General features: G+C 41.2%; 25 protein-coding genes and 1 riboswitch. Of the genes, 13 read left to right on the top strand and 12 right to left on the bottom strand.

The genetic code is table 11. The features are described from left to right. Nucleotides 1-114: 114 nt before the first annotated feature. The 3 genes from ACPZ3T_RS03505 to ACPZ3T_RS03515 all read left to right on the top strand — a co-directional run bounded on the left by ACPZ3T_RS03505 (nucleotide 115) and on the right by ACPZ3T_RS03515 (nucleotide 2,758). Nucleotides 115-612, top strand: coding sequence for a bifunctional nuclease family protein (locus ACPZ3T_RS03505; protein WP_490273592.1), 498 nt, complete (start codon nucleotides 115-117; stop codon nucleotides 610-612). Between the two features lie 204 nt (nucleotides 613-816). Next, nucleotides 817-1,947, top strand: a complete 1,131-nt coding sequence (locus tag ACPZ3T_RS03510) for an aldo/keto reductase (protein WP_490273593.1) — start codon at nucleotides 817-819, stop codon at nucleotides 1,945-1,947. 202 nt (nucleotides 1,948-2,149) lie between these two features. Continuing rightward, complete coding sequence (locus ACPZ3T_RS03515) at nucleotides 2,150-2,758, top strand: Uma2 family endonuclease (RefSeq protein WP_490273594.1); 609 nt, start codon at nucleotides 2,150-2,152, stop codon at nucleotides 2,756-2,758. A gap of 61 nt (nucleotides 2,759-2,819) precedes the next feature. On the opposite strand, the gene ACPZ3T_RS03520 is transcribed toward ACPZ3T_RS03515, so the two are convergent. From ACPZ3T_RS03520 to ACPZ3T_RS03530, 3 genes are all read right to left on the bottom strand, one after another. Further along, on the bottom strand, nucleotides 2,820-3,113 hold the full coding sequence (locus ACPZ3T_RS03520) for a DUF6679 family protein (RefSeq protein WP_490273595.1): 294 nt from the start codon (nucleotides 3,111-3,113) through the stop codon (nucleotides 2,820-2,822). Nucleotides 3,114-3,343: 230 nt separating this feature from the next. Next, the gene (gene psbA / locus ACPZ3T_RS03525) at nucleotides 3,344-4,426 is read right to left on the bottom strand and encodes a photosystem II q(b) protein (protein ID WP_490273596.1); all 1,083 of its coding nucleotides are present in this window, start codon (nucleotides 4,424-4,426) and stop codon (nucleotides 3,344-3,346) included. A 275-nt stretch (nucleotides 4,427-4,701) separates the two neighbouring features. Then, a complete protein-coding gene (locus ACPZ3T_RS03530) occupies nucleotides 4,702-5,052 on the bottom strand; it encodes a histidine triad nucleotide-binding protein (protein WP_490273597.1) in 351 nt (116 codons plus the stop codon). Nucleotides 5,053-5,119: 67 nt separating this feature from the next. Here ACPZ3T_RS03530 and ACPZ3T_RS03535 point away from each other — a divergent pair, with 67 nt between their 5' ends. The 3 genes from ACPZ3T_RS03535 to ACPZ3T_RS03545 are packed head-to-tail and all read left to right on the top strand — an operon-like array spanning nucleotide 5,120 to nucleotide 7,346. Beyond that, a complete protein-coding gene (locus ACPZ3T_RS03535) occupies nucleotides 5,120-6,649 on the top strand; it encodes a YifB family Mg chelatase-like AAA ATPase (protein ID WP_490273598.1) in 1,530 nt (509 codons plus the stop codon). Between the two features lie 47 nt (nucleotides 6,650-6,696). Further along, entirely contained in the window at nucleotides 6,697-6,927 is a 231-nt protein-coding gene (locus tag ACPZ3T_RS03540; protein WP_490273599.1) for a hypothetical protein, read from the top strand. Continuing rightward, nucleotides 6,924-7,346 (top strand): type II toxin-antitoxin system VapC family toxin, encoded by a 423-nt coding sequence (locus tag ACPZ3T_RS03545; protein ID WP_490273600.1) that lies wholly within the window; start codon nucleotides 6,924-6,926, stop codon nucleotides 7,344-7,346. The genes ACPZ3T_RS03540 and ACPZ3T_RS03545 overlap by 4 nt, the downstream gene beginning before the upstream one ends. Nucleotides 7,347-7,371: 25 nt before the next feature. Here the strand turns inward: ACPZ3T_RS03545 and ACPZ3T_RS03550 are convergent, their stop codons facing one another. The 4 genes from ACPZ3T_RS03550 to ACPZ3T_RS03565 all read right to left on the bottom strand — a co-directional run bounded on the left by ACPZ3T_RS03550 (nucleotide 7,372) and on the right by ACPZ3T_RS03565 (nucleotide 11,637). Then, on the bottom strand, nucleotides 7,372-7,638 hold the full coding sequence (locus ACPZ3T_RS03550; protein WP_490273601.1) for a DUF433 domain-containing protein: 267 nt from the start codon (nucleotides 7,636-7,638) through the stop codon (nucleotides 7,372-7,374). A gap of 94 nt (nucleotides 7,639-7,732) precedes the next feature. After that, entirely contained in the window at nucleotides 7,733-9,520 is a 1,788-nt protein-coding gene (aspS, locus tag ACPZ3T_RS03555) for an aspartate--tRNA ligase (protein ID WP_490273602.1), read from the bottom strand. Nucleotides 9,521-10,175: 655 nt separating this feature from the next. Then, entirely contained in the window at nucleotides 10,176-10,592 is a 417-nt protein-coding gene (locus ACPZ3T_RS03560) for a hypothetical protein (RefSeq protein ID WP_490273603.1), read from the bottom strand. Nucleotides 10,593-10,773: 181 nt separating this feature from the next. Further along, a complete protein-coding gene (locus tag ACPZ3T_RS03565) occupies nucleotides 10,774-11,637 on the bottom strand; it encodes a M48 family metalloprotease (RefSeq protein ID WP_490273604.1) in 864 nt (287 codons plus the stop codon). Nucleotides 11,638-12,018: 381 nt separating this feature from the next. Then, nucleotides 12,019-12,103: riboswitch (Fluoride riboswitch) on the top strand. 95 nt (nucleotides 12,104-12,198) lie between these two features. Here ACPZ3T_RS03565 and ACPZ3T_RS03570 point away from each other — a divergent pair. Together ACPZ3T_RS03570 and ACPZ3T_RS03575 are read left to right on the top strand one after the other, a co-directional pair. Beyond that, nucleotides 12,199-13,821: a cation:proton antiporter gene (locus ACPZ3T_RS03570; RefSeq protein ID WP_490273605.1), complete on the top strand. Its 1,623-nt coding sequence runs from the start codon at nucleotides 12,199-12,201 to the stop codon at nucleotides 13,819-13,821. A gap of 380 nt (nucleotides 13,822-14,201) precedes the next feature. Then, nucleotides 14,202-15,668, top strand: a complete 1,467-nt coding sequence (locus ACPZ3T_RS03575) for a TolC family protein (protein ID WP_490273606.1) — start codon at nucleotides 14,202-14,204, stop codon at nucleotides 15,666-15,668. Here ACPZ3T_RS03575 and ACPZ3T_RS03580 read toward each other — a convergent pair. Further along, on the bottom strand, nucleotides 15,658-17,184 hold the full coding sequence (locus ACPZ3T_RS03580; RefSeq protein WP_490273607.1) for an aminotransferase class I/II-fold pyridoxal phosphate-dependent enzyme: 1,527 nt from the start codon (nucleotides 17,182-17,184) through the stop codon (nucleotides 15,658-15,660). The genes ACPZ3T_RS03575 and ACPZ3T_RS03580 overlap by 11 nt on opposite strands. 513 nt (nucleotides 17,185-17,697) lie before the next feature. On the opposite strand from ACPZ3T_RS03580, the gene ACPZ3T_RS03585 reads away from it, so the two are divergent. Together ACPZ3T_RS03585 and ychF are read left to right on the top strand one after the other, a co-directional pair. Continuing rightward, on the top strand, nucleotides 17,698-17,895 hold the full coding sequence (locus ACPZ3T_RS03585) for a hypothetical protein (RefSeq protein ID WP_490273608.1): 198 nt from the start codon (nucleotides 17,698-17,700) through the stop codon (nucleotides 17,893-17,895). A gap of 38 nt (nucleotides 17,896-17,933) precedes the next feature. Further along, nucleotides 17,934-19,025, top strand: coding sequence for a redox-regulated ATPase YchF (gene ychF, locus ACPZ3T_RS03590; protein WP_490273609.1), 1,092 nt, complete (start codon nucleotides 17,934-17,936; stop codon nucleotides 19,023-19,025). 175 nt (nucleotides 19,026-19,200) lie between these two features. On the opposite strand, the gene ACPZ3T_RS03595 is transcribed toward ychF, so the two are convergent. Continuing rightward, complete coding sequence (locus tag ACPZ3T_RS03595) at nucleotides 19,201-20,115, bottom strand: hypothetical protein (protein WP_490273610.1); 915 nt, start codon at nucleotides 20,113-20,115, stop codon at nucleotides 19,201-19,203. A gap of 127 nt (nucleotides 20,116-20,242) precedes the next feature. Between ACPZ3T_RS03595 and ACPZ3T_RS03600 the strand changes: the two genes are divergently transcribed. Then, complete coding sequence (locus tag ACPZ3T_RS03600; RefSeq protein WP_490273611.1) at nucleotides 20,243-21,340, top strand: glutamate--cysteine ligase; 1,098 nt, start codon at nucleotides 20,243-20,245, stop codon at nucleotides 21,338-21,340. A gap of 235 nt (nucleotides 21,341-21,575) precedes the next feature. Here the strand turns inward: ACPZ3T_RS03600 and ACPZ3T_RS03605 are convergent, their stop codons facing one another. Beyond that, on the bottom strand, nucleotides 21,576-23,438 hold the full coding sequence (locus ACPZ3T_RS03605) for a peptidoglycan D,D-transpeptidase FtsI family protein (RefSeq protein WP_490273612.1): 1,863 nt from the start codon (nucleotides 23,436-23,438) through the stop codon (nucleotides 21,576-21,578). Between the two features lie 26 nt (nucleotides 23,439-23,464). After that, entirely contained in the window at nucleotides 23,465-24,100 is a 636-nt protein-coding gene (locus ACPZ3T_RS03610; protein WP_490273613.1) for a hypothetical protein, read from the bottom strand. A 498-nt stretch (nucleotides 24,101-24,598) separates the two neighbouring features. Between ACPZ3T_RS03610 and ACPZ3T_RS03615 the strand changes: the two genes are divergently transcribed. Further along, nucleotides 24,599-24,769 (top strand): hypothetical protein, encoded by a 171-nt coding sequence (locus ACPZ3T_RS03615; protein ID WP_490273614.1) that lies wholly within the window; start codon nucleotides 24,599-24,601, stop codon nucleotides 24,767-24,769. 177 nt (nucleotides 24,770-24,946) lie between these two features. Further along, nucleotides 24,947-25,261, top strand: coding sequence for a hypothetical protein (locus tag ACPZ3T_RS03620; protein WP_490273615.1), 315 nt, complete (start codon nucleotides 24,947-24,949; stop codon nucleotides 25,259-25,261). Nucleotides 25,262-25,361: 100 nt separating this feature from the next. Here ACPZ3T_RS03620 and ACPZ3T_RS03625 read toward each other — a convergent pair whose 3' ends face one another. Then, nucleotides 25,362-26,684, bottom strand: a complete 1,323-nt coding sequence (locus ACPZ3T_RS03625) for a CO2 hydration protein (RefSeq protein ID WP_490273616.1) — start codon at nucleotides 26,682-26,684, stop codon at nucleotides 25,362-25,364. Nucleotides 26,685-26,687 lie beyond the last annotated feature (3 nt).

Genomic DNA, 26,687 nt, shown 5'->3' on the forward strand with positions numbered 1-26,687 from the left:
AGAGGCAATTATAGAGAACAATGCCTATGTTTATTTCTGTTGCTCATTACCCCGTAAAGGGTATTATTTATCACTTAGCAATTAAGCACTCAAAGGATTGTAGAGGGTTAGCCAATGATTGAGATGAAAGTCGCTGGCATAGCATTAGATGCCATAACCCGTAGTCCCATAGTTTTGTTAAAAGATGCTTCCGATCGCCGGGCATTACCAATTTATATTGGACAAGAACAGGCTAGGGCAATTATGGGCGCATTGGAGAATCAAAAACCTCCTCGACCCTTAACCCATGACCTAATTGTGAATATTCTAGAAACCTGGAGTATGACTCTAGAAAAAGTGATTATTCATTCTTTGCAGAAGGATACGTTTTATGCAGCATTAATTGTGCAGCAAGGCGAAGTTAAAAAAGAAATTGATGCTCGGCCTAGTGATGCGATCGCCGTGGCATTACGTACAAATACTCCAATTTGGGTGATGGAAGAAGTTATTGCTGATGCTTCGATTCCTGTTGATCGGGATGCTGATGAAGCAGAACAACAAGCCTTCCGAGAATTTATTTCTAACCTTCGTCCTGAAGATTTAATTAAACGATTTGGTAATGACGAAAGTTAAGCTATTGTTAAGTGCTGAGTCTGAAATAGCTACCAATACCAACTCAAACCCCCAAACCAAATTTAATTTCGTAATTACGTAACTTGCTTTGGCGTAGCGGTATTACGAGTTACGTAGCTTGCTTTGGCGTAGCGGTATTACGAATTACGAATTACGAATTACGAATTACCCAGACTTAGCACTTTCAAGTCAAAACTTAACTTTATGCACTACCGACGCTTTGGGAAAACAAATCTTGATCTATCGGTTTTTTCTCTAGGTACAATGCGCTACCTTGCTGATGTTGAAACTGCACAGCAAACTATAGCCAAAGCCTTAGAAATGGGAATTAATCATATAGAAACAGCTAGAGGTTACGGTAAAAGTGAGGAGTATTTAGGGGCAGCGATCGCAGATGGATTATCAGTAACCCGTTCCCAAGTGTATATTACTACCAAAATTCCACCCACAGCTGATGCAGACAGTATGCGGCGGTGCATTGATGAATCCTTAACTAGATTAAATTTAGATTATTTAGATTGTTTGGGGATTCATGGCTTGAATACGTGGGAACATCTGGAGTTGGTGCAGGCCAAAGGTGGTTGTATGGCAGCCGTTGCAGAAGCGATCGCTGACGGTAGAATTAAACACGTTGGCTTTTCTACCCACGGCAGCTTAGATTTAATTCAAGCGGCAATAGCTACAGATTTATTTGAATTTGTCAATCTACATTATTACTATTTTTTCCAAAGAAATGCCCCAGCCATTCAGTTAGCAACTGAGAAGGATATGGGCGTTTTTATTATTTCTCCGGCTGACAAGGGAGGACGACTTTATACACCACCCCAAACCCTGAAAAATTTGTGTCAGCCATTTTCACCTTTAGAATTAAACTATCGATTTTTATTAAGTGATCAACGCATTACTACCCTCAGTGTAGGGGCAGCGAATCCACAGGAATTAGTAGAACCGTTAAAAGTTGCTGATAGGAATGGTGAGTTAACATCAGCAGAAATTTCAATTTTTCAAAGGTTAGAAAATCATCAAAACCAAGTTTTAGAAAATGAAAAGTGTAGCCAATGCTATGCTTGTTTACCCTGTCCAGAAAAGATTAATATTCCCGAAGTTTTACGCTTACGTAATCTAGCTGTAGCCTACGACATGAAAGATTACGGGCAATATCGTTATGGGATGTTTGAAAATGCTGGCCATTGGTTTCCAGGGATGAAAGCTAACCGTTGTACAGAATGCGGTGATTGTTTACCTCGGTGTCCAGAAAAATTAGATATTCCTGGTTTATTAGCAGATACTCATGAGCGATTAAAGGGTAAATCTGGTAGAAGACTTTGGGGGTAATTCGTAATACCCTCTGGGTTCGCGTAGCGTTCTCGGAGAGTAGCAAGCTACGTAACGATGCTCCCCCCCGCTACGCTCTAAGCGCAGCTATGCCGCAGGCTTTACGTAATTGAGAATGGTTGGATATCTTGCTTGAAGACTACGTTAAACTGTTTGGTAAGATTATGAAAATCTTTTGAGGCGATCGCTACTTAATAAAACTATGCAAATTACCCAACAGCGATATTACACGCCAGAGGAATATTTAGCCCTAGAAGAAGCGGCTGAATACAAAAGTGAATATATCGATGGACAAATAATTCCAATGGCAGGCGGAACAGTAAATCATAACCAAATAGCACTGAACTTCAGCACTGAGTTAAATTTTGCTTTCAAAAGGCAAAACTATCACGTTTATATGGGTGATGTTCGTCTATGGATACCTGAAAGACGTATCTACACATATCCAGATGTGATGATTGTGGCGGGTGAACCAGAATTTTTCAATAATCGCCAAGATATGATTCTCAACCCCCAGGTAATAGTGGAAGTTTTATCTGATTCTACTAGAGGTTATGACCACGAAGGTAAATTCCATGCTTATCGGACAATTGGTACTTTCCAGGAATATGTGTTAATAGATCAAACTCAAATCTATGTAGAACAGTTTTCTAAAACTGGTAAAAAGCAATGGAATCTACGCCAATATGATGCAGAAGATGAAAAAATATCTCTAGTTACTTTACCCTTTGAGATTTCCTTACAGGATATATATCACAAGGTAAAGTTTGAACCTGTGGAATCTGAGGGCGAAAGGGTTGATATTGATTAGGCAGTGCTACAACCCTGTTTTTAGGGAATGCGATCGCTATTTTTTCATCCTCATAAATTAATTAGTTTTCATTGTCTTTGTGATGATTATTTTTAGGTTGCTCAGTTTCTATTAGTTGTGAAATAAACACATCAGGTTTTCTACTTACAACAGATATAATTCTATCAATCGCAGTTACTTCATTTATTTTTACAACCATTTCCCACAAAGTATCTTCCTCATTTTCTTTGTTGTGAGTCCTGTGTTGAAACCACAGTAAATCATCCCAAACCCGAATAATTTTGGCAAAATACCATTTATCTCGTATCAGTATCCAGATTTCTTGATCTAAGTAGGAATGTAGAATAGATTTCACAATATTTCAAATAATCAAAAATGATGTGCTAAATATTATTTGAGTATTCTATATTAAACAACAGTAAACATACTATATATTAGATATTTTTTGCAAAATTTTATACTATTAAGACCTTCTTTGGTGTAGAGACGCGATTCATGGCGTATTGAAAGTCCTCGTTTGCAATTAGACTAAAAAAGCGTCCCTCGCCAAGAGGAACGCTTTTTATTTAGCTAGAAGCCAGAAGATTAACCGTTGATAGCAGGTGCGCTGATAGCAACAGGAGCAACTTCACCAGCAGCTAAGTCTAAGGGGAAGTTGTGAGCGTTACGCTCGTGCATTACTTCCATACCTAAGTTAGCGCGGTTGATTACGTCAGCCCAGGTAGCAATAACGCGACCTTGAGAATCAATGATGGATTGGTTGAAGTTGAAACCGTTCAGGTTGAACGCCATTGTGCTGATGCCCAATGCGGTGAACCAGATACCAACTACAGGCCATGCTGCCAAGAAGAAGTGCAAGGAGCGGCTGTTGTTGAAGGACGCGTATTGGAAAATCAAACGGCCGAAGTAACCGTGTGCTGCAACGATGTTGTAGGTTTCTTCTTCTTGTCCGAATTTGTAACCGTAGTTTTGAGATTCGGTTTCGGTGGTTTCACGCACCAAGGAAGAAGTTACCAATGAACCGTGCATTGCAGAGAACAAGCTACCACCGAATACACCAGCCACACCTAACATATGGAAGGGGTGCATCAGGATGTTGTGTTCTGCTTGGAACACGATCATGAAGTTGAATGTACCGGAGATACCCAAGGGCATACCGTCGGAGAATGAACCTTGTCCGATGGGGTAGATCAAGAATACTGCGGTTGCAGATGCCAAAGGTGCAGAGTATGCTACGCAGATCCAAGGACGCATTCCCAAGCGGTAGGATAATTCCCACTGACGACCTAGGTAGCAAGCGCATCCGATCAAGAAGTGGAAAATTACCAATTGGTAAGGGCCACCGTTGTACAACCACTCATCTAAGGAAGCTGCTTCCCAGATGGGGTAGAAGTGTAAACCAATGGCGTTGGAAGAAGGAACAACTGCACCAGAGATGATGTTGTTTCCGTAGATTAATGAACCTGCAACGGGTTCGCGGATACCATCGATGTCTACTGGAGGTGCAGCGATGAAGGCGATGATGAAGCAGGTGGTTGCGGCTAGTAAGGTGGGGATCATTAATACGCCGAACCAACCGACATAAATCCGGTTTTCGGTGCTGGTGATCCACTCACAGAACCGCTCCCATACGTTCGCGCTTTGACGCTGTTGTAAGGTTGTGGTCATTTTTTTATGATTGCTTTGATTTTTATGAATTTAGGTAAGGAAAAATACTTACCTGCTTACAACCTTAAAGGCACGATTGAGTTTTGTAAAGGGATTTTAATTTAAATTTACTTATAACATACATTTGATTTACTTATTAATTACGTCCCGTGGGTAGGGTGCGTCAAAAACCGGGTTTCTGAACAAAAAACCCGGTTTTTAATAACGTATGGTTAGGTTCTATCGCACTGACGCACCCTACAGTTTGGATATTTTTTGATCTGGAAGTCGCTCAATCAACCAGGAGGCCATGCCATCTGCCGTCCTCCGAGGATGTGCAGATGTAGATGGTAAACAGTTTGGCCGCCATCATTACCCGTGTTGATAACGACACGATAGCCCTCTGTTAATCCGGCTTCTTGCGCCACACGCTTGGCAGTTAATAAAAGATGCCCTAAAACAGACTGATCTTCGGGCGTGGCATCGGCTAATTTGGGAATTGGTTTTTTAGGAATGAGCAGAATGTGTACTGGTGCTTGGGGACTAACATCTTTAAAGGCCAGGGCTAAATCATCTTCATAAACGATGTTAGCGGGAATTTCTCGGCGGATAATTTTACTGAAAATTGTCTCTGTGGTTTCACTCATGCGTTTCTAATTATTCATCTGCTAGAGATTCTAAAGGTTTACTGTTTATAGAAGAAATATTTAACTAATGCTTGCTAGAGTTTGGAGTGCGTCAATTGTCGGCATCGATGCCGTTAAAGTGGGCGTAGAGGTGGATGTTTCAGGGGGTTTACCAGGAATTGTGGTTTTGGGGCTACCAGATTCAGCAGTTCAGGAGTCGAAGGAGAGAGTCAAAGCGACTTTAAAAAATGCTGGATTTGGGTTTCCGATGCGAAAAATTGTGATTAACTTAACGCCTGCTGATTTACGTAAGGAAGGCCCTTGTTTTGATTTGCCTATCAGTGTGGGGATTTTGGCAGCTTCTGAGCAAGTTAAGGCGGATTTGTTGGGAGATTATATTTTTTTGGGTGAAGTGTCATTAGATGGTAGCTTGCGTCCGGTGGCTGGTGTTTTACCTATTGCGGCTACTGCTCAAAAAATGGGAATTACAGGTTTAGTTGTACCTGCTGATAATGCTCAAGAAGCATCAGTGGTAGAGGGTTTAGAGGTATATGGCTGTAAGAATATCTGTGAGGTGGTTGATTTATTGAATCATCCAGGGAAGTACAAACCTGTAAAGTTGGATGAAACCAAAAAGTTACCAGAGATAGTTAATGCTGTTGCAGATTTAAAGGATGTCAAAGGACAAGCTCATGCTCGTCGCGCCTTAGAAATTGCGGCGGCTGGGGGGCATAATTTGATATTTGTGGGGCCGCCTGGGAGTGGTAAAACGATGTTAGCAAGACGCTTACCAGGGATTTTACCACCATTGAGCTTTGCGGAAGCTTTAGAAGTGACTCGGATTCACTCTGTGGCTGGTTTATTAAAGAATCGTGGCTCATTAGTGCGCGATCGCCCTTTTCGTAGTCCCCATCATTCAGCATCAGGGCCATCTTTAGTTGGTGGTGGTGGGTTTCCACGTCCTGGGGAAATTTCCCTATCTCATCGGGGTATTTTATTTCTGGATGAATTAACAGAATTTAAACGGGATGTCTTAGAATTTCTGCGTCAGCCCTTAGAAGATGGTTTTGTGACGATATCCCGCACCAAACAATCAGTCACATTTCCGGCACAATTTACTTTAGTCGCTAGTACTAATCCCTGTCCTTGTGGTTACTACGGGGATACTATTCAGCAATGCACCTGCTCACCCAGACAAAGAGAACATTATTGGGCAAAACTTTCTGGCCCCTTGATGGATCGGATTGATTTACAAGTGGCGGTGAATCGCTTGAAACCTGAAGAAATTACCCAACAACCCACAGGAGAAGCTTCCATATCTGTACTGCATCGGGTACAACAAGCACGCGATCGCGCTACGGCTCGTTTCCAAAATGAACCAAATCTGCGTTGTAATGCCCAAATGCAAAGCCGACACCTGCAAAAATGGTGCAAATTAGATGATGCTAGCCGCAATTTATTAGAAGCTGCAATTAAAAAATTAGGTTTATCAGCCAGAGCTAGCGATCGCATTCTCAAAGTTGCCCGCACCATCGCAGATTTAGCAGGTGATGAAGAACTCAAAGCCAATCATCTAGCTGAAGCCATCCAATACCGCACTATAGATAGAATGCAATAAAGGACAGATATAATTAAGACAGAAATGAGTTCGCTGCATTCATTAATATGCCTATATTACTAGACTTGACAGTTGAGCAAGTAATTGCGTTAGTCAAGCAATTACCTCTAGATGGGAAAAAAGTTTTATTCGAGGTACTCCAACAAGAATTAGGGGATGAAGAGAATCCCTGGCTAAAATTAGCTGGGAAATATCAAGATGATCCACAATTTGATCAAATGTTAGCGTACATAGATGCTGAGAGACAAGAATCAGATGCTCAAGGGGAAACTAAGTGAGTTTATGGATTCTTGATACTGATCATTTGTCGCTTTTGCAGCGAGGAAATCCGATTATCTACAAGCGTATCAGTGAAATTAGAGCCTCGGAAATTGCGATCACAATTATTTCAGCCGAAGAACAAATTAGGGGAAGACTCAATATTATTAGGCGAGCTAGTTTAGGTAATGAGCTTGTTTTAGCCTATCGGCGGTTGCAAGATTTATTAGACGACCTCAAAACTATAAATATTCTTGATTTTAGTCCAGAAGCCACGGCGATTTATGATGATTTAATTCGCCAAAAAGTACGGATTGGAACGAGAGATTTAAGGATTGCAGCGATCGCACTTGCCATGAAAGGAACTATAGTAACTCGCAATCAGCGAGATTTTGAGCAAGTCCCTGGTTTAAAAATTGTAGATTGGACGGTAGAGTAGAGGCGATCGCGCTTTTGCAGAGTAATTATATATCAATAAATTCATCAGGGATGCGATTGCCTTCAATATAGGCATTAATTTCATCTTGATGATCGCTGTAATAACTCAACGCGTCAAAAACTTGTGCCAAAGTTAGGTGAGGTAAGCCTTGAGGAATTTCTTCAGGAGAAACACCCATACGCCAAGTTTCAACGATCGCTCTGACTGATGTACGAGTTCCCTTGATAATTGGCTCACCACCCAGAATATGCTCATCTTTGACAATATAAAGATGCTCTGTTGCTTGAACCATAGCTGTCAGTATGTTAAAGAATCTTCCTATAAAATAATTTTATCAATTGGTTGAGAGTGATCAGTCAAAAGTTAACTGATCACTGATCACTAATTTAAGCCTTTGGTTTGTAGGTAGAAGCAACGTGCAGTTCCTTCAATTGCTTGACATCTACACCAGAAGGTGCATCTGTTAACAAACAACGGGCTTGTTGTGTCTTCGGAAAAGCGATGACATCCCGGATGGAATCTTCCCCAGCTAGTAACATCACCAACCGATCTAAACCGTAGGCGATGCCACCATGCGGTGGTGTACCATACTCAAATGCTTCCAAGAGAAAGCCAAACTTATTTTGTGCTTCTTCAGGAGATAAGCCAATCGCTTCAAACACCTGTTCTTGAATATGCCGTTGATAAATCCGCAGACTACCGCCGCCAACTTCAAAGCCATTGAATACTAAATCATAGGCTTGGGCGCGGGCGGTTTTTAAGTCGTGTAAATCGTCGGGATGGGGGGCTGTAAATGGGTGGTGTAATGCTTCTAGGCGTTTTTCGTCGGCATTCCACTCAAACATGGGGAAATCGACAATCCAGAGGAGATTAATTTTTTCAGGATCGATTAAGTTAAATTCTTTGGCGACAACTTGACGTAATCTATCTAAAGTCTTATTGACAGTAAAAGCATCGCCTGCACCAAACAATAGTAAATGTCCTGGTTGCGCGCCTGTACGCTTTAAGATTTCCTGTTTTTGTTCTTCTGAAAGGTTATCTTTGATTGCGCCGATGGTGTCGATTTCGCCGTTTTCTCGCACACGGATATAAGCTAAACCTTTAGCACCGGCTTCGCTGGCTTCTTTGAATAAATCGCCACCGGGTTTGATGCGGACATTAGAAATTTGCTCGTTACCGTTGGGGATGGGGAGAATTTTGACGATGCCACCATGAGCTACAGCATCTCGAAAGACTTTAAAACCGGAGTCTTTCATCACATCGGAAACGTTGACTAATTCCAAACCGTAGCGGGTATCTGGTTTATCGCTACCGTAACGCTCCATCGCTTCAGCGTAGGTGAGACGGGGGAATGGTGTATGTAATTCAATCCCTTTAACGATTTTGAAGATATAACTAACTAACTTTTCGTTGAGTTGGATAATTTCTTCTTGAGACATGAAACTCATTTCCATGTCTAATTGGGTAAATTCTGGTTGTCTGTCGGCGCGTAAATCTTCATCGCGGAAGCAACGGGCAATTTGATAGTATCTATCCATTCCCGATACCATCAATATTTGTTTAAATAATTGTGGTGATTGGGGTAAGGCGAACCATTCACCTTCATTAACGCGACTAGGTAGAATATAGTCCCTTGCGCCTTCTGGGGTAGAACGGGTGAGGATAGGGGTTTCTACTTCTATAAAACCCTCTATGTCTTCCAAGTAGCGGCGCATAGCTTTCACGACTTGATGACGTAGCTGCATATTCCGCGCCATGCGATCGCGTCGTAAATCCAAGTAACGATATTTTAACCGCAAATCTTCCCGCACTGTTTCAATATCGGCACTGGAAACTTGAAAGGGTAACTGTTTCCGCACACCATTGAGCAGAGTAATTTTATCGGCGTAAATTTCCACTTCCCCGGTAGGGATGCGGGTATTCAGCGATTCTTCGGGACGTTGTGTGACTCTGCCTGTGATTTCGACAACGTACTCATTACGTAGAGAGTTAGCCTGTTCGTAGGAATCTGGGGTGCGTTGCGGATCGCTGACAATCTGGACTGTACCAGAGCGATCGCGTAAATCCAAGAATATCACGCCCCCATGATCGCGGCGACGGTCTACCCATCCATACAAGGTAACAGTTGCTCCAATATGCTCTTTTCGGAGTTCGCCGCAATAGTGAGTTCGCATAGTTATTTATCTGTTCTTCCGGGCTAGATTGGGTGGTGAATGACAAAGCTTTCCCATTATCTAGCATCAATCGTATCTAATTGAAGAACAGTTAGCATAATCTCATGACACTAGATTCTCAAACCTAAATACCAAAACCGTATTTCTCTCCGAGAGGCTAACACCCCTTCTGGGCAATATCTCCCCTGTTCCCTTGCTCCCCTCCTCCCCTGCTTTTCATGTAGGGTGCGTGACGCTGCGAAAATATTGCAACGTAGTCATGAGACTGATAGCGTCACGCACCAACTATTAATTGTGACACTTGCGTAAGTCCTGATAAGTTAATCTAGCGACAAAGATATTACGAGAGTTTAAATGTTGTGAACAACAGCTTATTGATTTATAAATAACGCCGTGTGCAACTTGCTCTCAAACCTAACCCCCAACCCCTTCCCTACAAGGGAAGGGGAGCAAGAATTAAATTAGAGAGGTTGCCACACCATACCATACGTCTGATAACTGATAATTGATAAGGTACTTCCAGATAAAAAAATATCCAAACTGTAGGGTGCGTCAGTGTAATAGAATCTAACTATACTCAGAAATTATTCATACTGACGCACCCTACCCAACGATTAATTTCGGATAATTTATTTTTTGGTGTTCCCTAGCTGTTTTAGCCTTGATGGCGTGGTGCATTGAAGGCTTCCCAACCGGCTTTGACTGCATTTTGTAGACGGGTACTAAAATCTACAAATTCTTTCATCATTAAATGCCAGTTTCTTTCTGTTTCTTCTTGAAATACTGCCCAATAATATTCTAGGCGATCGCGTTCCATAATTTTTTCACCTTCAATAGCTGCCCGTGCTTTGCGTACAGCATTTAAATAAGTTTCACGGGTAAGTTTACCTGCTGATTCTGCTTCTGATTGAGCGCGTCTTCTTAATGCTTCAATTAATGATTTGGTTTCGCGCTTTACTTCATCACTTTCACCAGCCATTTCAGTTTCTACTAGTTCATCAGTTTGTGGGCTAATTTCTACAACGATTGTAGATTCCACGATTTCCACAGAGTCGATGTTGTCATTATTCATGGTTGAGACATCCTTTTAGTTGTTAGGGAATGGGGAATGGGGAATGGGGAATGGGGAACAGGGGGAGACAAGGGAGACAAGGGGGCAGGGAGCAGGGAGCAGGGGGAGTAAAACTCTTCAATTTTGTTCTTCAATTTTGTAGGCGCAAGCCTTCCCGCAGGGTATTTTGAATTTTTCTGCCCTATGCCCTAATTTGCTGTTCTATTCTCAGTAATTGCTCAACTCGTGCTTCTGTAGCAGGGTGACTAGAAAATAAGTTACCGAGAAACTGCCCTGAGATGGGATTGATAATTAATAGCGGTTCAAAGGCGGGGTTAGCATCTAAAGGTAGTTGCTTGGCGGTAGCTTCTAATCTTTGCAATGCACGAGCTAAAGCGCGGGGATTACTTGTTAATTTAGCAGCACCAGCATCAGCCGAAAACTCTCTTGTGCGGGATATTGCTAATTGAATAATTGTGGCGGCGATAGGAGCGAGAATAACTGTTAACAATACGCCTAAAGGATTTCCACCTCTTTCTCCATCTCTACCACCTCCACCACCAAACCATAGGCTATAACTTAGCATCTGCGCTAGGAAAGATATTGCACCGGCGACGGTAGCAGCTACGGCTTGGGTTAAGGTGTCACGGTTAATAATGTGAGTTAATTCGTGAGCAATTACTCCTTCTAATTCATCCTCTGGCAAGATATTTAAAATACCTTCAGTAACAGCTACTGCTGCGTGTTCGGGATCTCTGCCTGTGGCGAAAGCATTAGCAGTTTGACTGGGAACAATATACACTCCCGGCATAGGAATATTTGCCCGTTGTGATAATCTCTGCACCATGCGATATAGTCCAGGTGCTTGGCTTTCACTTACTGGCTGGGCGCGATAAACTGACAGGGCAATTTTATCTGATTGATACCAGGAAAATAAGTTAGTGACTGCGGCTAATCCAATACCGATAATTAAGCCGCCAGTGCCACCAATTACCCAATAACTAATAGCAATTAATAAGCCACTGAGGGCAGCAAGTAATGCAAGTGTTTTGAATTGATTTCCCATGTTGATGCTCTCCTATCCTACTTATGGTTTATTGATTATGTATAGGAAGTATCGTTAATGTTTGGTTTTATTTTTAAACGCATACCGCCAAGGGCGGAACCCGCAGGGTAGGGGCGCGGAGGTTTGAGGCTGTGTTTTAATTGTAGTTATTTGAGGATGGATTTATCAGGTAGAAATTGTCTCCCTAGATAAGTACGGTTTTCACTCTCAGGTGAGCATTACTCATTACTTATTACTTATTACTCATTACTTATTACTCATTACTCATTACTCATTACTTATTTAATTTTAGGTAATTTGATAGATGATCTTCTTAAAGGTTTAGTCGTTACTGTCTAACATTTTGATGTATAGCCAAGCTAAAAATATGGTATTGTAGATTTTAATGATGGCAATGGAGCTTGCCAAAACCGCTATTCCAGAACAAAAAATATAAATTTGGAAAGCTGATAGCTCCTACTCTCCTTGTTGATTGCAGGATAGTAGGAGCTTTGTTGTATTTATCTCCAGACTTCCTGTAGTCAGCATTTATCTACAAGTCGCTGCTTTGGAGGTTACGGGATGTTATTTAGCATATTGTGGATTTTAATGATGGGCTTTTTTGTTGGTCAAATTGCTCGTCGTTTGGGTGCGCCGCCTTTAATTGGCATGATTTTAGTGGGGATTTTTCTTAGTCCTGGGGTATTGAATGTCATCAGTCCAGATGTGTTAGGTGCTGCTGATGAGTTGAGAACTTTGGCGGTAATGATTATTTTAATGAAAGCTGGACTGGGATTAGACAGAGAAAAGTTGGCTGAACAGGGAACTGTGGCGTTACGTTTGGGTTTTTTACCTGCGATGTGTGAAGCGATCGCTATTGCAATTGCGGCTATGGTAATATTTCAGTTTAATTTCACCACGGGTTTACTTTTAGGTTGTATTATCGGTGCTGAGTCTCCGGCTGTGATTGTTCCGGGAATGTTACGTCTGAAAAGTTTAGGTTTGGGTGTAACTAAAGGTATTCCCGATGCAATTTTAACTGGTAGTGCTTTATCTGATGTTTTGTTATTACTGGTTTTTAGTTTACTGCTAAATTTCTTGCGGGATGGTGATGTTGAGCAAATTACTCTGTTGGGCGGGTTCACTGTCAACACTGTTTATTTACTTCCCATCCAGGTAATTTTACAAATTCTCTTGGGCGTTTTATTTGGTTATTTTGCGGCTCGGTTACTGGTTTTAGTATTAACCAAACAAAACTGGACTCAAAATGCTGTACAAGATACTGTCATCGCCGCAAGTTTGGCTTTATTTCTGGTGATTATTGCTAATACATTGCCTTACTTTTCTGGATATCTGGCAACAATGGCGATGGGATTTTTTTTAATTGAATTAGATGCGCCTTTAGCTAGAAGATTACGGGGTGGTTTTGATAGTTTATGGGTGGTAGCTGAGATTTTTTTGTTCGTTTTATTAGGAGCAAGTATTCAGTTACAAACATTGGAGAAGGTTTTTTTACCAGGTGTTTTAGTGCTGGTAATTGGTTTATTGATTGGGCGGATGATTGGATGGTATCTTTCTACTTTGGGTAGTAATTGGAATTGGCACGAAAGATTATTTTTACTCCCAGGAAACTCTGCTAAAGCCACAGTACAAGCCGCTATTGGGGCAATTCCTTTAGCTCAAGGGATTGCAGGAGGTGAGATCATGTTAGCGATCGCAGCTCTTTCAATTCTCATTACAGCACCTTTGGGGGCTTGGTCTACAGCTTTTTTTGCGCCTAAATTGTTAACTAAAGGCGAAGTTGACCCCACAAAGGTAACAGTTGCTACTCGCACTCTATTACTTGCAGCAGTAGATACATCTAGTTTAGCCACACAAGTTTTAACTAAAGCGGCAGATTTAGCACGGCGTAGTAATGGTGAAGTTATCGTTTTACACGTAGTGAATATATCCAACTCGCCATCTGTGGAAAGATTACAAGCACAAGCTAAAAAAATCTTATCTGATATTAGGTATGAATTTGTGACTGTGAATGGTGCTATTCCAGAAACGATTATTAATATTGCTGAAACTTATAAACCGACAGCAATTATTATGGGGAAACGTGGACACCAACCGTTAGAAATACTGATTGGCTCAGTGTCACAAGCAGTATTAGAAACTAGTCAAACACCTGTCATTTTGTTAGAAAATACATCCCATTAATTTTAATGTTTGTAGTTGGGCTTTAGCCCTTTATCCTTTACTGTAGAGACGTTGCATGGAACGCCTACTGGCGTGGCAAGGCTAAAATAGTGCATTAGATGTAGGTTGGGTTGAGCAAGGCGAAACCCAACATGAATATTGGTGTTGGGTTTCCTTACGTCAACCCAACCTACAGTTTTTTTGGTATTTTGTATTGCCACATTTAAGGCTTGTCAGTCCACTACATATACTTAGATTTTTTCAGAAATCAAATCAGATTGCTATATTTTCAGAAAATTCAATCACCTTGACTTTTGAGCGTACTTCCCAGAAAATACCTAGGAGCATAGATATATAATTTGTGATTAGTGAAAGTTGTTGTATTTTAGGGGGTGTCGCAAGTGTTCCTGGAGTTGTACGCAAGTAGCACAATCGCTTTAAGTAATACTAGTGATGCTAATATTACCAGCCAATATAATTCACATGGTTATCAAATCAGTCAAGTAGATACGAAAGCGCAATCTCAAGCTTTAAAGCCTAACTCCAATCCCCTATACTTGCCTAGTAATTCTGAAGCAGTCAAAATTACTGAGAATGTACCTATTACTCTAGAACAAGCTTTAGAGTTAGGACGTAAAAACAGCAATGATTTACAAGTAGCCTTACTGACTCTAGAACGTAGTCGATATGTACTCAGAGAACGAGAGGCAGATGCTGGTCTGTATCCTATAGTTACTGTAAATACAAGTATAACTCGTCAACAGCAAGCTGAAGGTGAACTGCGAGGAGAGCAATTACGACAAGAGTTAACTAATGCCACAGAAAGACAACTAAATGCGCTGGCTGGCTCAGACGCAGCAACATCTAATTTTGATGCTACAGTGCAAGTCATTCAAAATCTCAAACCGACAACATCCCAGCGCAAACAAGCTGAACAAGATATCATCATCAATGAATTAGAAATAGAGCGTCTTTCTGAAGAAATTCGTTTGAATATTGCCACAGATTACTATAATTTACAACAAGCAGATGAACAAGTACGCATTGCGGCTTCTGCGGTAGAAAATTCTCAATCGAGTTTACGAGATGCACAAGCTTTAGAACGTGCCGGAGTGGGTACAAGATTTGATGTTTTGCGATCAGAAGTCAATTTAGCCAATGCTCAACAAAATTTAACCCAAGCCATTGCTAATCAAAAAATTGCTCGTCGTCAATTAGCGACTCGGTTAAATATATCCCAAACCACAAATATCAGTGCAGCAGATCCTGTACAGTTAGCAGGATTGTGGGAAAAAAGTTTACAAGATAGTATTATTCTCGCTTTTCAAAATCGTCCTGAACTACAACAGGAACTAGCACGGCGTAACATTGCCATAGAACAAGCATCTAAACCAGATCCAACTTTCCTTTTGTTTGGTAATTATAATCTGCTGGATCAGTTTAATGATAAAGTTGCGGTTACGGATGGTTACTCTGTGGGTATAAGTGCAAGTCAAAATATATATCAGGGTGGAGTAACTAGAGCTAGGATAGATCAAGCAAAAGCAAATAGAGCGATCGCAGAAACAAGATTTGCCCAACAAATTTATCAGGTGCGTTCAGAAGTAGAGCAAGCCTTTTTTAACAAGGATGCAAATTTAAAGAATATCCAAACCGCCAACACAGCACTAGAACAAGCTAAAGAATCTTTACGCCTTGCTAGATTAAGATTTCAGGCAGGTGTGGGAACTCAAACTGATGTCATCAATGCTGAAAACGAGTTGACACAAGCTGAAGGTAATCGCATCACGGCAATTTTAGATTACAATCGCGCTTTAGTCAGTTTACAACGAGCCGTTGCGGGAAATCGCGTCAAATCTACTTCTTAACTACCTTTAAAGTTTGGAGAGTAGGATCACAACAACCGCTAATAAATCCCCCTTGTTGTTGAATATACTGTAAATATTCCAGCATAGATGATGTGATGACTTCCCCAGGAATTAACGCCGGGATTCCTGGGGGGTAGGGACAAACGGTTTCTGCACAAATGCGATCGCACGCCTCCCACACAGGTACTATTTCACTAGCAGCAAAAAAAGCCTCACGGGGAGAAATTGTTTTTAATTCTTGCTCCCCTGCTCTTAAATTTTCCTCAAATACCGCGATTTTGTAGCTATCCAAGGGTAAAGGCTTTAATTCTTGCTCCCCTTCCCTTGTAGGGAAGGGGTTGGGGGTTAGGTTTAATGAGTTGATTTCCACTAAACTCCTAAAACCCTGCACCAACTGTTCAATATCATCGGCTGTGTTCCCCAAACTAATAATAAAAGTTATATTTTGCAGTGTAGAAAACTCCGCCGTGACACCTTGCGCGTCTAATATTTCTTCCACCTCAAATCCCGTCAAACCCAACCTAGAAACATTAACAGTCAGTCGTGTTTCATCTAAATCAACAAACCCAGGTGATAAATCTCCTGTGGGTAACTGCAAAATTGATAACCCCGGTATTTGACTAATTCTAGTTCTCGCATCACGCGCCAATTGCAAAGTGCGAGACATGATTTGTTTACCATCCATCGCCATTTGTTGACGCGCCGCATCGAGGGAAGCTAACAATATATAACTAGGACTGGTAGACTGTAAAAGTTGCAAAGCTTTACTAACTCGGTCAATATCTATTCTGTCACCCTGAACGTGTAACATTGATGCTTGCGTCATTGCGCCGAGTACCTTGTGAATTGACTGCACAGTTAAATCTGCGTCGGCGGCTAAAGCTGGGGTAGGTAATTCAGGGTGAAACGCAAAGTGTGCGCCGTGGGCTTCGTCTACCAGCAAAGGAATATTATATTGATGGGTAATTTTAGCGATCGCCTGTAAATCTCCACAAACACCGTAATATGTTGGGTAAACTGTCAACACAGCTTTAGCATCTGGATGTTGTTGTAATGCAGCTTGTAAACCCTCCGGTGTGATACTGTGGGCAATATCTAAAACTGAGTCATATTCAGGATTAACGAAAATTGGCATTGCACCAGAGAGAATTAAACCGGCGATCGCAGATGAATGCACATTACGAGGCAAAATTATCTTATCACCTACATCACAAGTAGCCAGAATTGCCGCTTCAATTCCACAGGTAGAACCATTGACTAAAAACCATGTTTGTGCAGCACCAAAAGCCGCAGCCGCTAACTGTTGCGCCTGTTGAATTACTCCCTGTGGTGCAGATAAATTATCTAAATCAGCCAACTCTGTCAAATCAACACCAAACACATCTTTACCCAGCAAATCAACCAAAGGTTGACTAATTCCCCGTCCCCGCTTATGTCCCGGCGTATAGAAAGCCGCATGAGGACGCGCCGCACACTTTTGTAATGCTTCTAGTAAAGGTGCTTGGTTTTGATTCATTTTAGATTTTGGAATAATTTGACTCGTAAATCAAGTTTCTGAGTTGTAAATCAAGTTTCTGAGTCGTAAATTAAGTTTCTGACTCGTAAATTAAGTTTCTGACTCGTAAATCAAGTTTCTGACTCGTAAATCAAGTTTCTGACTCGTAAATCAAGTTCACGACTCATAAATTAAGTTTCTGAGTCATAAATCAGGTTTTCAACCCACAAATCAAGTTCTTTTTTGCTGAATCAACTTTTTAATACCAATTTCTTTAAAATGTGAAACACATCATGTAGAGACGTAGCAATATTACGTCTCTACATGATTTATCTGTATCATGATTGGCGATTTTTCTATCCCTACACCCCTACACCCCTACACCCCTACACCCCTACACCCTGTTTTTCACTAAATTTGAATCTTGCTCTGTTTCTAGCTAAAATAACACTTTTGGGTATAGTCATTTAGGGAGATGTCAATCATTCAAGTTGTCATCTAGGTTGAGAAGGTTGAATAATTGATGTAATAGACATGATTCGACCTCAAGCAATTTCTATCCCTGAACCACAAATTCCCAACCCAGAGCCAAACACATTACCAGAACCAGAACCTACACCGGGGCCTGCTATTCCCCGTCCTTTCCCTGAGCCTGTACCAGAAACCGTACCCGCTCCCATTCCCCAAACAGTTCCGGGGACTATTCCCCAGACAATACCCAAACCTGTTTAGTTTTTCTTTGTCAACAAACTCAAAATCTCACATCTAAAATGCTAAGAGCCGGAATTGTCGGACTTCCCAACGTCGGAAAATCTACTTTATTTAATGCTGTAGTCGCTAACGCCAAAGCGGAAGCGGCTAACTTTCCGTTTTGTACCATTGAACCCAATGTCGGCGTTGTCGCAGTACCGGATGAACGTTTAAACGAACTTTCTAAAATTTCCGGTTCAGCACAAATTATCCCCGCACGCATTGAGTTTGTCGATATCGCCGGTTTGGTGAAAGGTGCTAGCCAAGGCGAAGGACTAGGTAATCAATTTCTCTCTCACATTCGAGAAGTTGATGCGATCGTTCATGTGGTACGCTGTTTTGAGAATGATGATATTATCCACGTCGCCGGTTCAGTTGACCCAGCAAGAGATATTGACATTATTAACTTAGAACTAGGTTTAGCAGATTTAGCCCAAATCGAACGCCGCATTGAACGCACCCGCAAACAAGCGCGCACCAGCAAAGAAGCACAATTTGAAATCACGGTTTTAGAAAAGTTAGCTGCGGCTTTAAATGAAGGTAAATCAGTCCGTCAAGTCAGCTTAACTGAAGAAGAAGCCGAAATTATTAAAGGCTTAGGATTATTAACTAATAAACCTATTATCTATGCTGCTAATGTCTCCGAAGATGACTTAGCCACAGGTAATGATTTTGTGGAGCAAGTGCGACAAATTGCAGCACAAGAAAATGCTCAAGTTGTCATTGTTTCTGCTCAAGTAGAAGCCGAATTAGTGGAATTACCAGAAGAAGATAAAGCTGATTTTCTCGCCTCTTTGGGTGTAGAAGAAGGCGGTTTAAAATCTTTAATTCGTGCTACTTACACCCTCTTAGGTTTGCGGACATATTTCACCAGTGGCCCAAAAGAAACCCGTGCTTGGACTATTCATGCTGGAATGTCAGCACCCCAAGCCGCAGGTGTAATTCACTCCGATTTTGAACGCGGTTTTATTCGTGCTGAAACCGTTGCTTACAAAGATTTAGTCACAAATGGTTCTATGAACGGGGCTAAAGAAAAAGGTTTAGTGCGGAGTGAAGGTAAAGAGTATATCGTGCAAGAAGGCGATGTTATGTTATTTAGATTTAACGTTTAATTAGGGGTGTAGGGGTTTAGGGGTGTAGGGGTGTAGGGGTTTAGGGGTGTAGGGGTTTAGGGGTGTAGGGGAGACAAGGGAGACAAGGAAGACAAGGAAGACAAGGAAGACAAGGAAGACAAGGAAGACTTTTAACCCCATTCCCCATTCCCCATTCCCCATTCCCCATTCCCAATTAATTACCTTGTCCCAAGGTGTAAATATAGCCCCCTAAATTTTCATCATCTGTACCCACTACTACACCACCATTTGCGCCTGGAATTAATTCTATAGCTTCAATTTTGTGGTAGTTAAAACGGTGCAGAGGAAATAATTGGGGGTTTTGTTTCCAGATAATTTTATTACCAGATAAACTCAAATAACCAGCAACATAAACAGCAGACTCAAACGGGCCATCGTCGCCTGTATCACTCGCAGATGTAATATAGACAATTCCGGCTGCATCTAATTTAATGTCGGAAATATGACGTACATTTTTAGTAGGAAATGGTACTCTTAGCGGTGCAGAACCAAGGGGAATAATTTGATAGTTTGCTAAGTCAAATAATCCCCAATAGATAATCGCTGGTTGTTTATCTGCACCTCTATGCCCCCAAACTGCAACTAATTTACCAGCGATATTTTGCAAGGCGAATCCTTCAAAATTACTGTCTGGAGGAATGTTTGCTAGTTGAAATACTTTGATAACAGAGATAGTTTTATTTGTATAATCTAATTGGATATCATAACCTTTACCAGCACTACTAAAAGCTATAAACCGAGAGTTATTTTTCCCTGGAATAGATGTTAAAGCTTCTAAGTCTATGGGTAATTCTGCGTTACTTGGCCAGTTTATCGGAAAATATGCTGGGGAGTCCTGACCTTTAATGCTAATAATTGCTACACGACCTTGATTTTGTTTTTTGTTGTCATGAACAATTAAGAAATCTAGAGAATTACTTTTTTGACTTAATAATGACATTCCACTGATACCAAAGGTAATACCTCCGCGCACAGGTCGCCAAGTTTGTGCTAAAACCTGCTGCGACATCAGTAATAAAGCCACCACAATCGCAATTTTGATAACTAACTTGTGTTTAAGTATTTTCATTAGTAGTTCTGGTATGGAACGTGATAAATATAACATTCAAATGGCGATCGCCTAAAAACTCGCCACCATCCTAGCTTGGTGTATTATATTCTGGTAATCTTATTAAGAATTTTTCTTATTAAATTGTATGAGTTTTTTGTTTGGTATTGAACATGAAGTAGCCTTCCTCAACCGGGAAGGAAAGTTTGCAGATTTTACCTGTACACAATTTGCAGATTTCGCTCAAATTGTCGAGCAACTACCCATATATCCTGATGATTATTTGCAATTACGCGTAGGGGATGCTGGTATTAGAAGCAAGAGATGGTACATTGAAGGGTTTGAAAGATTCGCTGATTCCGACAAGGTAATTGACTGTACCTCAAAAGGTATCGAAATTAGAACCACAATACACCCTCATATTCAAGGTGCAATTGAGGAATTATCCCATAGTTTTAATTTACTGCGAGAAGTAGCTGCTAAATTTGGATTTTCACCAGTTTTAACTAGTTTTAATCCCTACAAAACAATTTTTGAACCAAACCCACCATTAAATGAATATGAAATTCAGCAGTTACAGGCTTATCCTGATGAACATACTGCTTACATTTATATGGTGTCATACGGGCCAGATTTAAATATTTCGATGCCCAGTTTACCCATTGAACAGGTAATTGATATTGGTAAAAAATTAACTTATTACAGTCCTTATATTGTGCCTTTTAGTTATAGTTCACCCTTTTATAACGGCACACTTTGGGAAGGTTTATCTGTGAGGACATTTATCAGAACTGGCAAAAGACCAGCCGCTTTAGTATTCGTTCCAGACGAAGAAGAATTAATTAAAAGTGTGCCATCATTAACGAAAATTGCCCGTTTACCCGCCGAGGTAGGACGCATCGAATTTAAAGCTTTTGATAGTTGTGATGATTTTAATCTCTATGCCTCATTGTTGGCATTATTAAAAGGTTTAATATTAGATAAAACTTTAACTGGTAGAGCCATCACACCAGACACATCGCTACATCAATTATCAGCAAAGGAAGGTTTTAGCAACGAAGATATATTAATAAACGCTAGAGAAATTGTCCAAGCAGCAGCAATTGCATTGGCAAATGACCCAGATGGGGAATTGTTAAAACCATTACAATTGATGTTAGAAAACCGCCTGACAAAATCTCATGAACTAATCGAAATTTTTCAGCGCGTAGGTTCTATTGAAAATGCACTGAAGGAGACTTATTAGTTGGGGACAGTTTACAGATGACACATAAAAACTACGAATTATGTAAAGCCTGCGGCATAGCTGCGCTTAGAGCGGAGCAGGGCGTTATACCAATTCTCTATGAAGTTGCGCCAAATAAATGATGTAGAAACGTTGCATGCAACGTCTCTACAGTACAGAATAAAGTGCATCTATGGCTACGCCAGGCAAGCTACATCAAGAAACGGTATTAGCTCATTACGAATTACGAATTATTTTAGTCTCTAACTGTGTTTTTCTCACTCTTTTGAGTAGACTTTGGCTCAATTTCTTGGCTGGGTGGTAACTTTTCAATGGGAATGAGAGCATCCATGACAGCCTTGACAATGGGGGCTGCAACTGTTGAACCGTATGCGTTTGCGCCTTTGGGTTCGTCTACCACAGCAAAGACAACATAACGGGGAGATTCTACAGGTAAAATACCGACAAAACTAGTAATTCTTGCACCAGGAATATAACCACCATTCGGACTAGCTTTTTGGGCTGTACCTGTTTTTCCACCTATGCGATAGCCGGGAATTTGAGCAGCTTTGCCAGTGCCTTCACTAACTACAGTTTCCATCATTTCTACAACTTTTTGGGCTGTAGTCGCTGAGAAAATTTGGCGGGGTGCTGGGTGGTTAGGTGTGTAGTGAACTTGTCCTTTACTATCCATTAACCCTTGCACGACATGAGGAGTTACTAATTTACCACCATTGGCTAAAGCACCTTGCATTTGTACTAGTTGTAATGGTGTGAGAGAAAAACCTTGTCCAAAGGAAGCGGTTGCAGGTTCGATGGGTGAACGAATAAATTTTTCTTGATTTTTGAGTTTACCACTAGCTACAGAGGGTAAATCTGTATCAACTGGTTGTCCTAAACCCAAGCGTTCTAGCCAGTTATAATAAACCGAAGGTTTTAACTTTTGAATGATTTGCACCATGCCAATGTTGCTGGAGTTTTGCAAAATTTGAGCAATAGTAATGCGCCCATAACCATTGAGTCCAGCATTTCTAATGGTGTGCGTTCCGATTGTAATTGCCCCAGAGTCATTAAATGTATCATTAGCTTGGATAACACCATTTTCTAATGCGATCGCTACATTTATTGGTTTAAATGTTGAGCCTGGCTCATAAAGATCCGAGACTGTCCAATTTTTAAATAGAGAAATATCTGCTTTTGAGTATTCATTAGGATCATAAGTCGGCTCAGAAGCCAAGGCTAAAAGAGAGCCATCAACAGCATCCATGACAATGACAGCCCCACGTTTACCATGAAACTTTTCTAACTGTTCCTTGAGTGCTTTACGTGCAGTCCTTTGCAGACGACTATCAATAGTCAATTTCATGCGTAAATCGTCAGCGTTCACAAAACCTTCCGGGGCATAATCTGGCATTAAAGCCCCATTTCCCGCCCGACTTAAGCGCATGGTTTTCACAGAACGTTCTAACCAATCCTGTTGAGAAAGTTCTACCCCAGCCTGACCCACCCGGTCAACATTGACATATCCCACGATGTCAGCCATTAAATCACCTTGGGGATAGTAGCGGGAATATTTGGAAATTAACTCCAAACCATTTAAGCGTAATTTTCTAACTTGGCCAGCTGTATTTTCAGGCAACTTAGCAGCTAGGAGAATGCCGCTTTTTTGGCTTTGAAAAGTTTTGACTAAATCAGCCGGAGTTTTATCCAAAATGGGAGCAAGTTTTTCGGCGATGCTTTCTTGCGTCTTGTCAAATAGTTTAGGATGGACATACAGAGTATATACAGGATTGTCAACGGCTAATACATTATCATTGCGGTCAACAATGAGGCGACGAGGCATATAGGGACGCAAACTCACCATTTGTTGATTTCTAGCTCTTTGTGTGAGCTTTTTTCCCTGGATAATTTGCAAATTATACAAATTGATTGCCAACCCTAGACCGGCGGCCATTAATATACCCCAAACAGTCAATAGTCGGACTTTAGAATTTGATATTGGTTCTTGAATAGTGGGGAGAGTAGTTTTTCTGTTTCTGTTTCTAGGAGTTCTTCCCCGCGCAGTAAATTCAGGTTTACGTAATTTTCTAAACTTTAATTGACTTGGTGTTTTTTGCATGACCCTGCTCTTGTTTTAGTCCCTAATTAGTATCCCAGTGGTGAAGAAGTAGGCGACTGTATTTCTGAGTTTGGTTTTGTACTAGAAGATGGTACATCAGACTGATCAGATGCTGAAGGCAGGAAAATAGTGTTAGCAGGAGTTGGTGATACTAGACCCATTTTTGATTTTTCTGCTTCTTCGGCTATTTTATTAGTTAATGTGGCATTAGTTGTTGTCATCTGTCTCTCATGACGTTGGAGTTCTTGCAGTCTCCCATAGTTTTTACCCCACATTTCCTGAGTATAAACTGTGCATCCGTATGCAACTAAAGCTGCTGCTACTAATAAAAAGGCGACAATAGAAGAATGCCGATGTAAGGTATGCAGTCGCAACAACCACAAAGGCATGGCTGTAGCATTAGGGACTACAGGCATTGATTGTCCTGTAATATGAGATACTTGTGAGGTTTTCAAATTTTGCCTTGGGGGAGTGATAGGAAGGGATAGATTTTTTGAGGAGTGCCGTTGTCTTTTGGTAGGTAATGACGAGGTGGGAGTGGCAATGGTAGAAGTATTCTGCACGGTTGATTCTAAACGTGCTGATTGACGCTTTCTGCGTCTGGTAGTAGAACTTTGCCAACTAGTAGATTTAGCAATATCTGATTTACGAACAGCAGTCATAAAATTTGGTGATGAGAAATTAATGTATTGTAGACCGATTATTCATTTTTGCTAAGGTTAGCCTCACCCTCCCATGAATACAAGGCGATTTGCAATTAAAAGTATAGGCAGGGGGCAGGGGGCAGGGTGAATATAGAAAAATATCATCTCCATACATTGGATAATTTATTTCTGGCAGTCCCAAATAAAAGTTTGATAGATGGGTATTGCATCTCAAGTATGGCAACCTCAAGCTGCTAGGGCAAGAGTTAGGAGAATATTACACCTGTTGTCTAGATTATTGATTTTTCTTTCTCAGATGCCAATTGACATTAACTTCTGAGGCTCTGAAATCTTGGCTAGCTAATGAACTCAGATATAAGACTAAACCCGATAAACTTAGCTCAAAGTATAGCTTTTGAATATGTATTGACAGCGTTTTAAAAAATAAGCGACAAATAGGTTATCGTATTCAACAGGCGAATTTTTTTATTGCCGCAATTGGTGAAAGAGGAGTTTATGAAAATTAAAATCTTTGGTTTAGCATTAATGTTAAGTCTGGCTGGATTTTTAGGAGCTTGTGACGGTGGTACTACTGATACCACCACTACCCCAGCTGCTAGTCCTAATGAGCCAGCTGACACAGGTACTGCTACTACCCCAGCTGCTACCCCCGCTACTACCCCATAGAAGATAGTCAATCACTATTGTCAGCAAGTTTTGTAACTAATCCTCACAGCATAGCTGGGGGTAATTAGTTACGAGTCGTGATGGGTAAAGCCCCCGGTTTGTCACTGGGGGTAATTCAATTTATTATTCTGGAATCTTTCCCCTTGGGATGAGAGGCAGCTAAAAATATGTGACAGCATGAAGCGAATTAAATTTGTCTTCTGGAGTATTAGTAGTATTATTGTGGTGTGGTTAAGCAGTCATGTGGGAATAGCAGCGATCGCACTACCACCGCCGGAAGATACACCAGAGGAAATATTACGTACAGAAATTATTATAGATGCGCGATCGCCTATAGATGGTAAACCAGTTACACCTCTGGAATACGCACAAATACAAGAACAGCTACAAGTTAGCCCACCGCCTAAGTTAAGTAACAATTTGCGGCAGACTGTTTTTTTGTTACGGTTACGTAAGGCTCTGCTTCAGGTTTTCCCGTTTTTGGATTTGTAAAACGCAAAGGGGCGCGAAGGTTAACGCAAAGGGGCGCGGAGGGTTCATTTGGGAATCTTCTTCCCCTGCCCCATGCCCCATGCCCCATGCCCCATGCCCCCTATCGATAATCTTGACGTTGGATGTCTCGCAGACGGGCGGCGTTACGCATATCGTATTCTGTGCGGGTAAAGCGGTTGAGTTGGGCTTCAAAAAATTCTCGGTTGGCTTGCAGGTGTTTGGGGTTGGGGTCGTCTAGGGGATACAATAGGGCGGTTCGCAATGCCTGAATAACCGCAGAGGTGACGTTATACATGGAACGTTGGAAGGTAATGCCCAACTGAATCAACATATCTTCTTCCCCACGACAATACTGTTGGTAATAATCAAGGAGATATTGGGGTAAGAAGTGCAACATATCTTGCATTAATAATGTAGGTGGAATCCCGGCTGTACCTACGGGAAAGACATCGGCGTAGAGAATGCCATAATGAAAATCTTTTTGGTCATCAGGCACTTGACGGGCTTGGGCATTATAGGATTTTGTGCCTCTAAAGGGGGCTGTGCGGTAAAATACAGCTTCTACGTAGGGTAATGCAGCTTCATATAGCCAGGTAAAACCTTTGGATTTGGGGATGATTTCGTAACATTCCCCACGAATATATACATGATGATAAATGGGACGACCGGCGATCGCAAATATGCCATTAACTAAAAAGTTCATTGCGTCAGGGACACCTTTAAAGCCACCTTCATCATAGATATCGGACATTTCAAAGAATACTGGTGCCATGACTTCCCAGAATAAGCCGAGGTTGGCGTAGTAGGACATCTGGCGGCACTGTTCCAAAAACATATCGGGGAACAGTTTGTAGAGTCCTAACATGACTGGGTTGCCTTGGAAGTAAGCTTTAATTGCCCTGTCGGCGTTGGCTTTGTATTCTTCCGAGTCTAGGTAAGCATCAAATTGGTTGACTGGGGCATACATATGACGATGCCACAGCATAGCCCGCATACACGCTTCCGCAAATTCCATGTTAATGCGATCGTGTAATAAATGATGCAATAATTTAGGCATTTTGACGGTTTCACCCTTGTCCATAAATGCCAAAAGTTCCGGGTGAGCTGTGGCTTCACCGCGCCAAATTCTTAAATCAGCATCATCACCAGCATAATGATTATGTCTATCTAAATATTCTTCGGAGATGAAGTATTTAAAAAAGGGCAAGGGATCTAAAAATACCTGTTCAGCAATATAAAGTAAGTCGCGCCAATAAAAATCCATTGGTACGGCATAGGCTTTATAAATACCGATAATTTGCATTAAATTTTCTGGCGTATCTGGCAACATTGAACCGCCAGCTTCCAGGCGATGAATAATCTCAGCAAATTCATGCTGTGATGGAGGTAATTTAGTAACTGGTTTGTCTGGAGTTTGTACCATATA

Source organism: Aliinostoc maniaoense (assembly GCF_058172895.1).

What these genes read in the sequence shown, in the direction of transcription:
- ACPZ3T_RS03505 (WP_490273592.1), top strand. Translation starts at nt 115, where the DNA reads ATGATTGAGATGAAAGTCGCTGGCATAGCATTAGATGCCATAACCCGT.
- ACPZ3T_RS03510 (WP_490273593.1), top strand. Translation starts at nt 817, where the DNA reads ATGCACTACCGACGCTTTGGGAAAACAAATCTTGATCTATCGGTTTTT.
- ACPZ3T_RS03515 (WP_490273594.1), top strand. Translation starts at nt 2,150, where the DNA reads ATGCAAATTACCCAACAGCGATATTACACGCCAGAGGAATATTTAGCC.
- psbA (WP_490273596.1), bottom strand. Translation starts at nt 4,426, where the DNA reads ATGACCACAACCTTACAACAGCGTCAAAGCGCGAACGTATGGGAGCGG.
- ACPZ3T_RS03530 (WP_490273597.1), bottom strand. Translation starts at nt 5,052, where the DNA reads ATGAGTGAAACCACAGAGACAATTTTCAGTAAAATTATCCGCCGAGAA.
- ACPZ3T_RS03535 (WP_490273598.1), top strand. Translation starts at nt 5,120, where the DNA reads ATGCTTGCTAGAGTTTGGAGTGCGTCAATTGTCGGCATCGATGCCGTT.
- ACPZ3T_RS03540 (WP_490273599.1), top strand. Translation starts at nt 6,697, where the DNA reads ATGCCTATATTACTAGACTTGACAGTTGAGCAAGTAATTGCGTTAGTC.
- ACPZ3T_RS03550 (WP_490273601.1), bottom strand. Translation starts at nt 7,638, where the DNA reads ATGGTTCAAGCAACAGAGCATCTTTATATTGTCAAAGATGAGCATATT.
- aspS (WP_490273602.1), bottom strand. Translation starts at nt 9,520, where the DNA reads ATGCGAACTCACTATTGCGGCGAACTCCGAAAAGAGCATATTGGAGCA.
- ACPZ3T_RS03560 (WP_490273603.1), bottom strand. Translation starts at nt 10,592, where the DNA reads ATGAATAATGACAACATCGACTCTGTGGAAATCGTGGAATCTACAATC.
- ACPZ3T_RS03565 (WP_490273604.1), bottom strand. Translation starts at nt 11,637, where the DNA reads ATGGGAAATCAATTCAAAACACTTGCATTACTTGCTGCCCTCAGTGGC.
- ACPZ3T_RS03570 (WP_490273605.1), top strand. Translation starts at nt 12,199, where the DNA reads ATGTTATTTAGCATATTGTGGATTTTAATGATGGGCTTTTTTGTTGGT.
- ACPZ3T_RS03580 (WP_490273607.1), bottom strand. Translation starts at nt 17,184, where the DNA reads ATGAATCAAAACCAAGCACCTTTACTAGAAGCATTACAAAAGTGTGCG.
- ACPZ3T_RS03585 (WP_490273608.1), top strand. Translation starts at nt 17,698, where the DNA reads ATGATTCGACCTCAAGCAATTTCTATCCCTGAACCACAAATTCCCAAC.
- ychF (WP_490273609.1), top strand. Translation starts at nt 17,934, where the DNA reads ATGCTAAGAGCCGGAATTGTCGGACTTCCCAACGTCGGAAAATCTACT.
- ACPZ3T_RS03595 (WP_490273610.1), bottom strand. Translation starts at nt 20,115, where the DNA reads ATGAAAATACTTAAACACAAGTTAGTTATCAAAATTGCGATTGTGGTG.
- ACPZ3T_RS03600 (WP_490273611.1), top strand. Translation starts at nt 20,243, where the DNA reads ATGAGTTTTTTGTTTGGTATTGAACATGAAGTAGCCTTCCTCAACCGG.
- ACPZ3T_RS03605 (WP_490273612.1), bottom strand. Translation starts at nt 23,438, where the DNA reads ATGCAAAAAACACCAAGTCAATTAAAGTTTAGAAAATTACGTAAACCT.
- ACPZ3T_RS03610 (WP_490273613.1), bottom strand. Translation starts at nt 24,100, where the DNA reads ATGACTGCTGTTCGTAAATCAGATATTGCTAAATCTACTAGTTGGCAA.
- ACPZ3T_RS03615 (WP_490273614.1), top strand. Translation starts at nt 24,599, where the DNA reads ATGAAAATTAAAATCTTTGGTTTAGCATTAATGTTAAGTCTGGCTGGA.
- ACPZ3T_RS03620 (WP_490273615.1), top strand. Translation starts at nt 24,947, where the DNA reads ATGAAGCGAATTAAATTTGTCTTCTGGAGTATTAGTAGTATTATTGTG.
- ACPZ3T_RS03625 (WP_490273616.1), bottom strand. Translation starts at nt 26,684, where the DNA reads ATGGTACAAACTCCAGACAAACCAGTTACTAAATTACCTCCATCACAG.